This window comes from Trinickia sp., assembly GCF_051961175.1.
Taxonomy (GTDB): domain Bacteria; phylum Pseudomonadota; class Gammaproteobacteria; order Burkholderiales; family Burkholderiaceae; genus Trinickia.
The window spans coordinates 1-14037 of sequence record NZ_JBQCDN010000380.1; the positions used below are offsets into that span (position 1 = coordinate 1).

At 64.5% G+C, this 14037-nt stretch carries 11 protein-coding genes; 5 read left to right on the top strand and 6 right to left on the bottom strand.

The window, feature by feature from the left end:
• Window positions 1–168: 50S ribosomal protein L33 (rpmG, locus tag ACTHL0_RS21710; protein ID WP_004185395.1), on the top strand; the 168-nt coding region annotated here is incomplete at its 5' end.
• A gap of 196 nt (window positions 169–364) precedes the next feature.
• Entirely contained in the window at window positions 365–1963 is a 1599-nt protein-coding gene (gene nadB / locus ACTHL0_RS21715) for an L-aspartate oxidase (RefSeq protein ID WP_440545805.1), read from the top strand.
• Window positions 1964–2099: 136 nt separating this feature from the next.
• On the opposite strand, the gene nadC is transcribed toward nadB, so the two are convergent.
• The 6 genes from nadC to purN form a co-directional block, all read right to left on the bottom strand.
• Complete coding sequence (gene nadC / locus ACTHL0_RS21720; protein ID WP_440568964.1) at window positions 2100–3002, bottom strand: carboxylating nicotinate-nucleotide diphosphorylase; 903 nt, start codon at window positions 3000–3002, stop codon at window positions 2100–2102.
• A gap of 93 nt (window positions 3003–3095) precedes the next feature.
• A complete protein-coding gene (nadA, locus tag ACTHL0_RS21725; protein ID WP_440568965.1) occupies window positions 3096–4229 on the bottom strand; it encodes a quinolinate synthase NadA in 1134 nt (377 codons plus the stop codon).
• Window positions 4230–4380: 151 nt separating this feature from the next.
• Window positions 4381–5577, bottom strand: a complete 1197-nt coding sequence (locus tag ACTHL0_RS21730) for a DesA family fatty acid desaturase (protein WP_440568966.1) — start codon at window positions 5575–5577, stop codon at window positions 4381–4383.
• Between the two features lie 234 nt (window positions 5578–5811).
• Window positions 5812–7242: a mechanosensitive ion channel family protein gene (locus ACTHL0_RS21735; protein WP_440568967.1), complete on the bottom strand. Its 1431-nt coding sequence runs from the start codon at window positions 7240–7242 to the stop codon at window positions 5812–5814.
• Between the two features lie 123 nt (window positions 7243–7365).
• Window positions 7366–8721, bottom strand: coding sequence for an RsmB/NOP family class I SAM-dependent RNA methyltransferase (locus ACTHL0_RS21740; RefSeq protein WP_440568968.1), 1356 nt, complete (start codon window positions 8719–8721; stop codon window positions 7366–7368).
• Window positions 8718–9368 carry a phosphoribosylglycinamide formyltransferase gene (gene purN / locus ACTHL0_RS21745; protein WP_440568969.1) on the bottom strand — a complete coding sequence of 217 codons (651 nt, stop codon included), beginning with the start codon at window positions 9366–9368 and terminating at the stop codon, window positions 8718–8720. The genes ACTHL0_RS21740 and purN overlap by 4 nt, the downstream gene beginning before the upstream one ends.
• A 149-nt stretch (window positions 9369–9517) precedes the next feature.
• Here purN and ACTHL0_RS21750 point away from each other — a divergent pair, with 149 nt between their 5' ends.
• The 3 genes from ACTHL0_RS21750 (at window position 9518) to lspA (ending at window position 14021) form a co-directional block, all read left to right on the top strand.
• Complete coding sequence (locus ACTHL0_RS21750) at window positions 9518–10561, top strand: bifunctional riboflavin kinase/FAD synthetase (RefSeq protein WP_440568970.1); 1044 nt, start codon at window positions 9518–9520, stop codon at window positions 10559–10561.
• 116 nt (window positions 10562–10677) lie between these two features.
• Entirely contained in the window at window positions 10678–13515 is a 2838-nt protein-coding gene (ileS, locus tag ACTHL0_RS21755) for an isoleucine--tRNA ligase (protein ID WP_440568971.1), read from the top strand.
• The gene (gene lspA, locus ACTHL0_RS21760; RefSeq protein WP_440568972.1) at window positions 13515–14021 is read left to right on the top strand and encodes a signal peptidase II; all 507 of its coding nucleotides are present in this window, start codon (window positions 13515–13517) and stop codon (window positions 14019–14021) included. The genes ileS and lspA overlap by 1 nt, the downstream gene beginning before the upstream one ends.
• The last annotated feature ends 16 nt before the right edge of the window (window positions 14022–14037 follow it).

The window sequence follows — 14037 nt, forward strand, 5'->3', positions numbered from 1 at the left end:
ATGGCCAAAGGCGCACGCGACAAGATCAAGCTGGAGTCGACCGCAGGCACGGGTCACTTCTATACCACGACGAAGAACAAGCGCAACATGCCGGAAAAGATGGAGATCATGAAGTTCGATCCCGTCGCCCGCAAGCATGTGGCGTACAAGGAAACGAAGATCAAGTAATCGCTCAGCGAGCGGTCACCCAATCGGTTTCCTGCCGGTCGAAAGACACCAAAAGCCCCGCCGCGTGCGGGGCTTTTTGCTTGGTTCGCTACCCGTTTGCTACCCCGGCGCGGTATGCTCGCAAGCTGCCCGCGCGTTTTCATACGGCTGCAATGTTTTGCGCATCGACGCAGCGGGACGGGGACAAAGGACTGACATGAATTTCGACGTCGTAATCGTAGGCAGCGGGCTCGCGGGCCTGACCGTCGCACTGAATCTCGCCGAAAAACGGCGTGTCGCCGTGATCGCGAAACGGTCGATGACGGAGGGCGCGAGCGACTGGGCACAAGGCGGAATCGCCGCGGTGCTCGATTCCGCCGACAGCGTCGAAAACCATGTCGACGACACGCTCATCGCCGGCGGGGGCTTGTGCGACGAAGCGGCCACGCGCTTCATCGTCGAACACGGCCGCGAGGCCATCGAATGGCTGATCGCCCAAGGCGTGCCATTCACGCGCGACGATGCCGCGGAACTCGGCTTCCATCTAACGCGCGAAGGCGGCCATAGCCATCGGCGCATCATTCATGCGGCCGACGCCACGGGTCATGCCGTCGTCGCGACGCTGTCCGAGCGTGTGCGCTCGCACCCGAACATCACGCTGTTGGAAGATCACTACGCGATCGATCTGATTACCTCCGATCGTCTGGGCTTGCCCGGCCGCCGCTGCCATGGCCTCTACGCGCTCGATCTCGCCGGCGGACGCACCGTCACGCTGGAAGCGCCGCACACGATCCTCGCCACCGGCGGCGCCGGCAAGGTCTATTTGTATACGACGAATCCCGACACAGCGACGGGCGATGGCATCGCCATGGCGTGGCGCGCAGGCTGCCGCGTATCGAACATGGAGTTCATCCAGTTCCACCCCACGTGCCTCTTCCATCCGTACGCGAAGTCGTTTCTGATCACCGAAGCGGTGCGCGGCGAAGGCGGCAAGCTTGTCCTGCCCGACGGTACCCGCTTCATGCCCGAGCACGATGAGCGCGCCGAACTCGCGCCGCGTGACATCGTCGCGCGTGCCATCGATTTCGAGATCAAGAAACGCGGCATCGATTGCGTCTACCTCGACATCAGTCATCAACCGCCGGCGTTCCTGCACGAGCACTTCCCGACAATTCTCGCGCGCTGCCTCGAATTCGGCATCGACATCACGAAAGATCCGATCCCGGTCGTGCCTGCGGCGCACTACACGTGCGGCGGTGTCGTGACCGATCTCGCGGGGCGCACCGATCTGGCTGGGCTCTATGCCGTTGGCGAAACGTCGTGCACGGGCCTGCACGGCGCGAACCGCCTGGCCAGCAACTCGCTGCTCGAATGCCTCGTCATCGGGCGCTCGGCCGCCGAAGCGATCGAACGCGAAGGCTTCGAGGCCGCCGCTCACGCCCCGCTGCCGGATTGGGACGAGAGCCGCGTGTCCGATCCCGACGAGGAAGTCGTCGTGGCGCACAACTGGGACGAGCTGCGCCGGCTCATGTGGAACTATGTCGGCATCGTGCGGACCGACAAACGCCTCGCGCGCGCCAAGCACCGCATCGCCCTGCTGCGCGACGAAATCCAAGAGTATTACGCTAACTTCAAAGTCAGCCGCGATCTGCTCGAACTGCGCAATCTCGTCGATGTCGCGTCCTTGATCGTCGAAAGCGCACGCACGCGCCGCGAGAGTCGCGGGCTGCATTTTTCGCGCGATTGGCCCTCTGCGTTGCCGAAAGCGTTGCCTACCGTCCTCGCCCCCGAGCGGATTCGCAACCGCAAGGTCTGAAGAAACGGCGCGTCGCACCGGGGTACGCTCCGGCGCAACGCGGGAAGGACGCATGGAACATCGGCCTGCCGGGGGTGCCGAGGCGGCCGAATCGAATCGAATCAACCAGGGCTCGCCGGGCTCCGGCGAGGCAGCGCTAGATCAAGCGCATCGAGTAGTCGGTTGCGCGCACATCCTTCGTCAGTGCCCCGATGGAGATGCGATCGACACCGGTTTCGGCAATGGTACGCACCGTATCGAAGTTCACTCCACCCGATACCTCCAGCACGGCACGTCCGGCCGTCAGCTTGACGGCATCGCGCATGGCCTCGAATGAGAAGTTGTCGAGCAGGATAGACTCCGCGCGATGTGCGAGAGCCGATTCGAGCTGCTCGATCGTCTCAACCTCGATTTGAATCGATACACCCGCATCGAGCGCGTACGCCGCTTCCAACGCGGCGCCGACTCCACCGGCCGCGGCGATGTGGTTTTCCTTGATCAGAATGCCGTCGTACAGCGCCAGCCGGTGGTTGACGCCACCGCCCACGCGCACCGCATACTTCTGCGCGAGGCGCAGCCCGGGCAACGTCTTGCGCGTATCGACGATGTGCGCACGCGTGCCGACGACGGCATCGACATAATGGCGCGTGACCGTCGCGACTCCCGAGAGCAGCTGCAAAAAATTCAGGCCATTGCGCTCGGCCGTCAGCAACGAACGAGCCGAACCGCGCAGAAAGCAAACGGGCGAATCGGCCGCCATGACGTCGCCCTCCCGATAGCGCCAATCGATCTCGATCGACGGATCGACGCGCCGCATCACGGCAACGAACCACGGCACACCACAGAGCATCGCTTCTTCGCGCACCAGAATGCGTGCGTCGCGGATGGAATCGGCCGGGACGAGCTGCCCCGTGCGATCGCCGTCGCCGACATCCTCGGCCAGCGCATCCGCTACGTTGCGTTCGAGCGCCGCATCGAATGCCGCCCCGTAGCGCGCACGGATCTCGGCGAAAAGCGGCGATACGGCATCCTGGCGGGGCGTGGTTTGTTGCGAGGTCATAACGTGCGTTGTCCTTAATGTGCCGCGCGCGGCCATGCAGGCCGCCGCGGCAAGCAAGTCGATATCAATAGGGAATGCGTGAGCGGCGCGCCTTCAGGCCGCGCCCACATTGGCGAACAGTGCGGTGTCGCGCGCGAGATCGCCGCTGGCCTGCACGCGCTGCTTATGTGCCGCCGCGAATGCGAGCATGCGATCGATCGGCATGCGCGCCCGCTCGCCAATGGCTGCGTCGACAAAAATTTCGTTGTGGCCGCGCTCCAGCACATCCACCAGGTTCGCGAGCCCGTTCATCGCCATCCACGGACAATGCGCGCAACTCTTGCACGTCGCGCTATTGCCGGCTGTCGGCGCCGCGATAAAGGTCTTGCCCGGCGCCGCGAGCTGCATCTTGTGCAAGATCCCGAGATCGGTGGCGACGATGAAGTGCGTGGCATTCAAACGCGTGGCCGCATCGATAAGCTGCGTCGTCGAACCGACAACGTCGGCCTGTGCCACGACGCCTGCAGGGGATTCCGGATGCACGAGGACCTTGGCCTGCGGATATTCGGCCCGCAACAGATCGAGCTCGATTCCCTTGAACTCGTCGTGAACGAGGCACGAGCCCTGCCACAGCAACATATCGGCACCCGTGCGCTGCTGGATGTAATTGCCGAGATGTCGATCGGGCGCCCACAGGATCTTTTCGCCACGCTCGTGCAGATGCTTGACGATCTCGAGCCCGATCGACGACGTCACCATCCAATCGGCGCGAGCCTTCACGGCCGCGCTTGTATTGGCGTAGACCACGACCGTGCGATCGGGGTGGGCATCGCAAAACGCCGAGAATTCCTCGGCGGGACAACCCAGATCGAGCGAGCAGGTTGCGTCCAGATCGGGCATCAGAATGCGTTTATCAGGGCTCAGGATCTTGGCCGTCTCACCCATGAATCGGACACCCGCCACGACAAGCGTCTGGGCCTCGTGATCACGGCCGAAGCGCGCCATTTCGAGCGAATCGGCCACGCAGCCGCCCGTTTCGTCGGCCAGCTCCTGCAGCTCGGCATCGACGTAGTAATGCGCGACGAGCACGGCTTTTTCCCGGACGAGTAGCTCGCGCACGCGCGCCTTCAGTTGCTGGCGCTCCTCGGGCGACGGCGCCGGCGGCACTTTCGCCCAAGCATGGCCGACGCCGCAGACTGCACCATCCTGAGGCTTGTCGAATTCGACGGTTTTGATGGCCGGATCCATCCTGTTCTCCTCTAATCCGCCTCGCGGCATGGGCCTCTGGCCAAGCGATCGAGGTGAACGAACGCATCACGAGGCCCCAAAAAGCAACACCCCGCCAGACGCGGGGTGTGTGACGTACCGAAATTTTAATGGATTTCGCTTATCGGGGTGCTCAGGCGTACCGGCGCAGGCGCATCGCGAATTCCTGCAGCGCCTTGATCCCGCTTTGCTCGGCCCGATGGCACCAATCCTGGAGCTGGACCAGCAATTGTTCGCGCGAGGCGTTCGAACGCTCCCAGATCGCGCTCAGATCGTTGCGCAATTCGATGAACGTGCGCAGCGTCTGGCTATCCGCGAAGATCTCGGGCAATTGCCGCTTCTGCGGCTCGTTCAACCCGGCTTCGTCCTGATGGAACCAGCTGCGGGCGCCACGCATCAGTTGATACTTCTCGCGCGAGCCGATTTCCTTCAGCCGCGCCAGCTCCTGGCGATACGCACGCTTGACCGCCTTCCCGTATCGCGCCATCACTTCATAGCGGTTGCTCAGCACGGCCTGCAACGTCTCTTGATCGAGCACGAGCTTACGCGCGGCCAGCTTGGGCGTGGGAGCGATCTTCTTGACCTTCGCCAGGCCGACGGCCGACATCAGGCGAATATAGAGCCAGCCGATGTCGAATTCGTACCACTTATTCGACAGCTTCGCCGACGTCGCAAACGTGTGGTGATTGTTGTGCAGTTCCTCGCCGCCGATGATGATGCCCCACGGGAAGATGTTCATGCTCGCATCGGCCGAGTTGAAGTTGCGGTAGCCCCAGAAATGCGCGAGCCCATTGACGACGCCAGCCGCCCAGAACGGAATCCAGATCATCTGCACGGCCCAGACGGTCAGGCCGACGACGCCGAACAGCGCGACGTCGATCACCATCATGAGGCTCACGCCAAGAATGGGGTAGCGCGTGTAGACGTTGCGCTCCATCCAGTCATTCGGCGTGCCGTGACCGAAGCGGCGCAGCGTTTCCTCGTTCTTGGCCTCCGCGCGATACAGCTCGGCGCCTTCAAGCAGCACCTTCCAAATCCCGCGCGTTTGCGGGCTGTGCGGATCCTCTTCCGTTTCACACTTTGCATGGTGCTTGCGGTGGATCGACGCCCACTGGCCCGTGAGCATGCCGGTGGTCATCCACAGCCATAGCCGGAAGAAGTGGCTCGCGATCGGGTGCAGATCAAGTGCGCGATGCGCCTGGCAACGGTGCAGATAGACCGTCACGCCGATAATCGTCACATGGGTGAGCGCAAGCGCGATCAACACGATTTGCCACCACGAGCAGCGAAGGAAACCGTGTGCAAGAAAATCGAGAAGGGAGTTCAGCAAGGCGTTGTACCTGTATTACGGCGACACCGGGCTCGGTTGGGGTGTCAAAAAGATGAAAGCTGGCTTTCAGAGCTGAGCAGCATTCTACTGCAACTGCCGCAAGTATTTGTAACAACTAGGGTTTTGCACGATGCGCGGCCCCAACGTAAGCACCGCGTACCGCGCGTTTTTTACCGATTTGCGGCGTCCGAGCCTTACTGCGACGTTTCGCCGCAGCGAGCATTGATCGACTCTTCAAGCCCCCGTCGCCACATCGCGAGCGGTTCCCGTGCCCGGATCCACGCCCAAACCCGCCTGTGCATCGGCGCCCTCAGCTTGCACCTCGCCGATCGTTTGAGCGTGACCGATCTCGACCGCCCCGCCCAGTGCGGCCGGCAAACCGCCGACGAGGCGGATGTCGCGCCGCGTATAGGGAATCGCGATGCCGTTTTCTTTGAAGAGCCGCCAAATGTTGACGTTCACCGTCGAACGCGTCCCGGCCGTGCCCTTGGCGGCTTCCTCGATCCAAAACCCGAGTTCGAGATTGATGCCGTCCGCCCCGAAGCCGGCGAGATAGGCGGCCGGCGCCGGATCGTCCAGCACGCGCTCGACGCCTTGCGCCGCTTCGACGAGCAGCGCCATTGCCCGTTCGAGATCGGACGTATAGGCGATCTGGACCGCCGCCTTCGCATAGCCGCGCGTCAGGTACGACGAATGGTTCTGCACGACATCCGTGATGAGCTTTTCATTGGGGATCAGCGTCTCGATGCCGTCGAGCCCGCGCACCATCGTGTAGCGCGTCCGGATCTCGGTCACGCTCCCCTGCAGCCCCGATACATTGATCGTGTCGCCGAGCCGCAACGAGCGGTCGAGCAGAATGATGAAGCCCGACACATAGTTGCTCGCGATTTTTTGCAGACCGAAACCGAGCCCGACGCCCAGCGCCCCGCCAAACACGCCGAGCACCGTGATGTCGATGCCGACGAGCGAAAAGCTGGTGAGTACCGCGGCGAGCACAAGCAGTGCGCGACCGAGGCGCGACAGCGCGACCCTCAGATTCGCGTCGATCGAATGCGCGCGCATGACGCGATCCTCGTACACCGACCCCAGCCAGAGCGCGAAGATCACGGTGGCGCACACCCACATCAGGCCGGTCGTCAGCGAGAGCAGCGTCATGTGCGCGGTACCGACCCGGAATCGAACCGATTCCATCCAGCGCAGGACCTCGTCCTGGATGCCGAGCACCGTGATGCCCATCCCCACCCACACCATGACGGAGACGGCCTTTTCCGTGATCGAGAGCCAGGCGTGGGCCTGCCCCGAGCGCCCGAACACCCGGCGCGCAAGGAAAAAAACGATGTAAATCAGCGCGATGCCGATGAGCGGCACCAGTGCCAGTTCGAGCAGCGAGGTCGACATGTAATCGTCGAGCGCCGTCTGCACGGCCCAGACCAGCAGGCCCCCGAGCAACGGGAAGAGTGCCTTGTGCAAACTTTCTGCGCCGAAGCGCACGGATTCGTGCCGGGCGCGCCGGTGCGAATCGAGCTTGCGGCGGACGAGCCGCGCGAGCAGCCAGGCGACCAAAAGCGTCCCGAGCAGCGTGCCCGCCTGCCAGATCATCACGGGCTCGCCATAGTCGCGCACGATGCCGGCCAGCATGTGGGAGAGGATGCGGTTCTGTGTCATCTCGATGGGGGGCCGGCCGTGCGGCCGCCCCGGGTTCGTGTCGGTGCGCGCCGCACCGCGTGCGGCCGGCCGGTTCGCGCAGGTCGTCGGCAGCGGGCCGGGAAAGGCCGCCGCCGCGAAGGGTCAGGCGCGGCGCTCGAGGACCGCGGCGAAAAAGCCGTCGGTCGCATGCCGATGCGGCCACAAGGAGAGATAGTCGCCCATCTCGAGTTCGACGCGCTGCTCGGCCAGCACCTTGCCCGCCGGGACCAGCGTGAAATCGGGATGAGCGGCGAGAAACCCGCTGACGATCGCTTCGTTTTCGGCTTCCAGCATGCTGCAGGTTGCGTAGACGAGACGCCCGCCCGGCTTCACGAGCCGGGCCGCGCTGGCGAGGATCGAGCCTTGCTTCGGCACCAGTTCCTCCACCGAGGCCGGGCTTTGCCGCCACTTCAGATCGGGGTTGCGGCGCAGCGTGCCGAGGCCGCTGCACGGCGCATCGACGAGCACGCGGTCGATCTTGCCCGCGAGGCGCTTGATCTTGGCGTCGTGTTCGCTATCGATGAGGACCGGGTGGACGTTCGATAGACCACTGCGCGCCAGCCGCGGTTTGAGTTTGGCCAAACGCCGATCGGATACGTCGAACGCATAGAGCCGCCCCGTCGAGCGCATCGCGGCGCCGAGCGCCAAGGTCTTGCCGCCGGCACCCGCACAGAAATCGACGATCATCTCGCCGCGACGCGGCGCGACGAGCGCGCACAGCAGCTGGCTGCCTTCGTCCTGCACTTCGATCCAGCCGTCCTCGAACGGCTTGAGCTTGGTCAGCGCCGGCTTGCCGGCCACCCGCACGCCGAGCGGCGCGAACGGCGTGGCCCCCGCATCGATGCCGGCGGCTTGCAGCGCATCGAGCACCTGCTCGCGGCTGGCCTTGATCGGATTGGCGCGTAAATCGAGCGGTGCCGGATAGTTCAGCGCGGCGGCAAGCTGCGCCAATTCGTCGGCCTCGAACCGCTTTCCAAGCGCCTCGACGATCCAGTCGGGCAGATTCGTGCGCACGCGCAGCGGCAAGCTGGCCGGATCGATCTTCGACACGTGTTCGAGCCAGGCGCCTTCCGCCTCGGAGACGAACGGCGCCAGCGCGGCCCGTCCGGCCGTCTGCATGAGGCCCAGCAGCGCGAGGCGCCGCGTGGGGCTGCCGCTGCCGCTTTCGGCCAAATGCGCGAATTCCATGCGCCGGCGCAGGACGGCGAACACGGCCTCGGCGATGATGCCGCGTTCCGCATGCCCGAGCTTCGGGTGCGCGCGGAAAAAGCGGCTCGTCGTGGCATCGGCGGGCCCGGTGAACTTCAGGACGTCGGCGAGCAGGGTTTCGGTCTGGCCGATCAAAAAGCCGTGCAGGATGGAATCGCGTTTTCCGCCGGTACGGCCGGCGCCCGGGGCGCCTTTGGACGGGCCTCTCGGCGTGCCTTTATCTTTCTCTTTCTTCTTGATGCTCTTCATGCGGCGATCCCTTGGGTGTCCGAGAAAAACCATTGCGGCTCGGGCGGCGTCACCGCCACCCGCAGCCCCGCGAGCGTCAGGCGATCCTCGACGAACCAGCGCACCGCGCGCGGATAGATGACGTGCTCGACCGCGAGCAGGCGTTTGGCAAGCGTGGCCGGGTTGTCCGCGGCTGTCACCGGAATGGCGCCTTGCACGACGATCGGGCCGTGATCGAGCTCGGGCGTCACGAAATGTACGGTCGCGCCGTGGAGCGTCACGCCGGCGTCCAGCGCGCGCTCGTGCGTACGCAGCCCCGGGAAGCTCGGCAGCAGCGACGGGTGAATGTTCAGCATGCGGCCCGCGTAGCGCCCGACGAAGCCGGAGGTCAGCACGCGCATGAAGCCGGCCAGAATGACAAGATCGGGCTCGAAGCTGTCGACGACATCGGCCAAGGCGGCATCGAAGCCTTCCCGATCGGTGAAGCCGCCATGTTCGACGACAGCTGTCTCGATGCCCTGCGCCGCTGCAAAGGCGAGCCCGGCGGCGTCGGGCCGGTTCGACACGACGGCCGCAACGCGCGCCGGCCAGCGTTCGCTGGCGCAGGCGCGTACGATGGCTTCCATGTTGCTGCCGCGCCCGGAAATCAAAATCACGATATTTTTCATCCGGCGATTTTATCACCCGGGGGGCTCGCCAAAGCCGCGCGCTGCCGCGCCCGGCCCCGAGCGTTTATAATCTTTTGCTTTGCGGCATTTGCCGCACGTCCATCGATGAACGGCTTCGCGGCGTCGTGCCGCCCACCCCAACGGCTATCGTGAGAGTCTTCCGCGGTCTTCCCAATGCCGAAAGCCGCGCGCCCTGCGCGCTGACGATCGGTAACTTCGACGGTGTCCACCGCGGCCACCAGGCTCTGCTCGCCCGTGTGAGCGAGGCGGCACGGGCGCGCGGCTTGCCCGTGTGCGTCATGACGTTCGAGCCGCATCCGCGCGAGTTCTTCAATCCCGCGAGCGCGCCGCCGCGCATCGCGATGCTGCGCGACAAGCTCGAAGCGCTGCGTACGAACGGGGTCGAGCGCGTCGTCGTCGAGCATTTCAACCACACGTTCGCCAGCCAGTCGCCCGAAGCCTTCGTCAAACGCATCCTCGTCGACGGCCTGCACGCGCGCTGGGTGCTGATCGGCGACGATTTCCGCTACGGCGCCAAGCGCGCGGGCGATTTCGCCTCGCTCAAGGCGGCCGGCGAGCAATACGGCTTCGAAGTCGAGCAGATGCCGACGGTCGCCGATCCGAGCGGTGCCCGCATTTCGAGTTCGGCGGTACGCGCCTCGCTCATTGCGGGCGATCTGGACGCCGCCCGTGCCGCGCTGGGGCGCCCCTACGTGATCAGCGGGCATGTCACGCACGGGCTCAAGCTCGGCCGTGATCTGGGCTTCCCGACACTGAATCTGCCGATCGCCCACAAGCGCCCCGCGCTCGCGGGCATCTTCGTCGTGCGCGTCCACGGAATCGAGGCGCAGCCGCTGCCCGGCGTCGCGAGCCTGGGGCTGCGCCCGACCGTCGACGATTCCGGGCGGGTCCTGCTCGAAGTGCATTTGCTCGATTGGCACGGCCACGCCTATGGCAAACTCGTGCGCGTCGAATTTCTGAAGAAGCTGCGCGACGAGGAGAAGTTCGCCGATCTCGAAACACTCACCGCGGCGATCGCGCGCGACGTCGCACTCGCGCGCGCCTATTTCACCGCGCTCGGCGGCGCGGGCGAAGCCTCGCAGGCGGCCGGTGAAGCCGGCGCGGCCTTCGAAGCCGCGCCCGGCAGCCGGACAACCGGGTTTTCGACGTCGGCGACCGACCGAATTCGCTGACCGCCCCGCACGACCCGCCGGCCAAGCGTTCCGTGAGCGCCCGGCCGTGCAAGCACGACACATTCAATACCGAAGCGCCCACGGCTCGGGCGCCCACCGATTTCAGCGATAGCACCATGAGCGAGAAGAAAGCCGATTCGAAATCCCAGGCCAAGTATCCGGTCAACCTGCTCGATACGCCGTTCCCGATGCGCGGCGATCTGCCCAAGCGCGAACCGCAATGGGTCAAGGCATGGCAAGAGAGCGGCGTCTACGAGAAGATCCGCGCGGCCAGCAAAGGCCGGCCCCTGTTCGTCCTGCACGACGGCCCGCCGTACGCGAACGGCGACATCCATCTGGGTCATGCCGTCAACAAGATCCTGAAGGACATCATCGTCAAGTCGCGCAATATGGCGGGCTTCGATGCGCCGTACGTACCGGGTTGGGACTGCCACGGCATGCCGATCGAAATCCAGATCGAGAAGAAATTCGGCAAATCGCTGCCGGCGGAGGAAGTGCAGCGCAAGGCGCGCGCTTATGCCGGCGAGCAGATCGAAACGCAAAAGGCCGGCTTCAAGCGGCTCGGCGTGCTCGGTGATTGGAACGATCCGTACAAGACGATGAACTTCTCGAACGAAGCGGGCGAGATCCGCGCGCTCGCGAAGATTCTCGAGAAGGGCTACGTGTTCCGCGGCCTGAAGCCCGTGAACTGGTGCTTCGACTGCGGCTCGGCCCTGGCGGAAGCCGAAGTCGAATACAAGGACCGCGTCGATCCATCGATCAGCGTGATGTTCCCGTTCGCCGAGCCGGAGAAAACGGCCCAGGCCTTCGGCCTCGCCGCCCTGCCGCGCGCCGAAGGCGGCATCGTCATCTGGACGACCACGCCGTGGACGATCCCCGCGAACCAAGCCTTGAACGTTCACCCCGAGCTCGACTACGCGCTCGTCGATACCGAGCGCGGCTTGCTCGTGCTCGCGCAAGAACGTGTCGAAGCATCGCTGAAGCAGTTCGGGCTATCGGGCAACGTCATCGCCACGACGCCGGGTGCGAAGCTCGTGAATCTGCGCTTCCATCATCCGCTCGCGTCGGCGCATCTCGGTTACAAGCGCACGTCGCCCGTCTATCTTGGCGATTACGTGACGATCGATTCGGGCACCGGCGTCGTCCACTCTTCGCCCGCCTACGGCGTGGAAGATTTCGTCTCGTGCAAGTCGCACGGCATGGTCGATTCCGACATCATCAACCCTGTCATGGGCGATGGCCGCTACGTCGAATCGCTGCCGCTGTTCGGCGGCCTGACGATCTGGGAAGCGAATCCCAAGGTGGTCGAGGCGCTCACCAATGCGGGCACGCTGCTGCACACCGAGAAGTACCAGCACAGCTATATGCACTGCTGGCGCCATAAAACGCCGATCATCTATCGCGCCACGTCGCAATGGTTCGCCGGCATGGATCTGACGCCGAACGACGGCGCGGCGACGCTGCGCGAAACGGCGCTCGCGGGGGTGGAGGCCACGGCGTTCTATCCGTCGTGGGGCAAGCAGCGCCTGTACAACATGATCGCGAACCGCCCCGACTGGACGCTCTCGCGGCAACGCCAGTGGGGCGTGCCGATGGCGTTCTTCGTGCACAAGGAAACGGGTGAGTTGCATCCGCGCACGCCCGAGCTGCTCGAAGCCGTCGCGCAACGCGTCGAAGCGGGCGGTATCGAAGCGTGGCAATCGCTCGATCCGCGCGAATTGCTCGGCGAAGACGCCAACCTCTACGAAAAGAACCGCGACACGCTCGATGTCTGGTTCGATTCGGGCACGACGCATTGGCACGTCTTGCGCGGCTCGCACAAGGCGGCCTCACACTTCCCTGCCGATCTCTACCTTGAAGGCTCCGATCAGCACCGCGGCTGGTTCCATTCGTCGCTGCTCACGGCCTCGATGCTCGACGGGCGCGCCCCGTATCGCGCACTGCTCACGCACGGCTTCACGGTCGACGGCGAAGGCCGCAAGATGAGCAAGTCGCTCGGCAACGGGATCGATCCGCATGAAGTCGCGAACCGGCTCGGCGCCGAGATCATCCGGTTGTGGATCGCGTCGACCGACTATTCGGGCGAGCTCGCGATCTCCGAGGAAATCCTCAAGCGCGTGACCGAAAGCTATCGCCGTATTCGCAATACGCTGCGCTTCCTGCTCGCGAACTTGTCGGATTTCGACTTCGCACAGCATGCGGTGCCCGTCGACGCGTGGCTCGAAATCGATCGCTACGCCGTCGCGCTCGCCAGCGACTTGCAAAAGGATCTGCTCGCGAACTACGAGAAGTACGAGTTCCATCCCGTGGTCGCGAAGCTGCAAACGTTCTGCTCGGAAGATCTCGGCGGCTTCTATCTCGACGTGCTCAAGGACCGCCTGTACACGAGCGCGCCGGACGCTCCGGCACGGCGCGCGGCGCAAACGGTGCTGTACCACATCGCGCAAGGGTTGCTGCGCATCATGGCGCCGTTCCTTTCTTTCACCGCCGAAGAAGCATGGAAGGTATTCCAGCCGGGCCGCGAGACGATCTTCACCGAAACGTACTACGCCTATCCGGAAGTGCCGGGCGCCGAGGCGCTGCTCGCCAAGTGGTCGCTGCTGCGCGCGGTGCGCGGCAACGTCACGAAGGCACTGGAAGAAGCCCGCTCGACGAATCAGATCGGCTCGTCGCTGCAAGCGGAAGTGCGTATTCGCGCGACGGGCGCCGCTTACGATGCGCTCGTCAGTCTCGGCGACGATCTCAAATTCGTCCTGATCACGTCGGATGCGGCGCTCGTGAAGGTCGATTCGGAAGCCGAGGAAGGTGTCGATGTGACGGCATCGAAATACCTCAAGTGCGAACGGTGCTGGCACTACCGCGCGGACGTCGGCTCGCACGCCGAACACCCGACGCTATGCGGGCGCTGCTTCGGCAACCTGTTCGGCGAAGGCGAAAAAAGGAGCGCGGCATAATGGCGAAAGCGCGTTCGATGCAGGCGGCGAGCTCATCCTCGCTCGCTCCGTGGCTCGGCATCTCGCTGATCGTCATTCTGTTCGATCAGCTGACGAAGATCGCCGTGAAGAAGGTATTCGCCTATGCCACGCCTTACGTGGTGACGCCGTTCTTCAACATTTTTTTCGTTCTGAATCGCGGCGCCGCGTTCAGCTTCTTGTCCACGGCGAGCGGCTGGCAACGATGGGCGTTTACGGTGCTCGGCGTGGCGGCGGCTTGCGTCATCGTCTATCTGCTCAAGCGTCACGGCAACCAGAAGCTCTTTTGCACGGCGCTCGCGCTCATCATGGGCGGGGCGCTCGGCAACGTCATTGACCGCCTCGTGCACGGACGCGTGATCGACTTTCTCGACTTTCACGTCAGCGGCTGGCACTGGCCCGCCTTCAACCTGGCGGACAGTGGCATCGTGATCGGCGCGATGCTGCTCGTGCTCGACGAACTGCGGCGCGTGCGCGGCGCACGCTGATCGGGCCGGGCACGCG

Coding starts and splice junctions, on each gene's coding strand:
- nadB (WP_440545805.1), top strand. CDS start 365: ATGAATTTCGACGTCGTAATCGTAGGCAGCGGGCTCGCGGGCCTGACC.
- nadC (WP_440568964.1), bottom strand. CDS start 3,002: ATGACCTCGCAACAAACCACGCCCCGCCAGGATGCCGTATCGCCGCTT.
- nadA (WP_440568965.1), bottom strand. CDS start 4,229: ATGGATCCGGCCATCAAAACCGTCGAATTCGACAAGCCTCAGGATGGT.
- ACTHL0_RS21735 (WP_440568967.1), bottom strand. CDS start 7,242: ATGACACAGAACCGCATCCTCTCCCACATGCTGGCCGGCATCGTGCGC.
- ACTHL0_RS21740 (WP_440568968.1), bottom strand. CDS start 8,721: ATGAAGAGCATCAAGAAGAAAGAGAAAGATAAAGGCACGCCGAGAGGC.
- purN (WP_440568969.1), bottom strand. CDS start 9,368: ATGAAAAATATCGTGATTTTGATTTCCGGGCGCGGCAGCAACATGGAA.
- ileS (WP_440568971.1), top strand. CDS start 10,678: ATGAGCGAGAAGAAAGCCGATTCGAAATCCCAGGCCAAGTATCCGGTC.
- lspA (WP_440568972.1), top strand. CDS start 13,515: ATGGCGAAAGCGCGTTCGATGCAGGCGGCGAGCTCATCCTCGCTCGCT.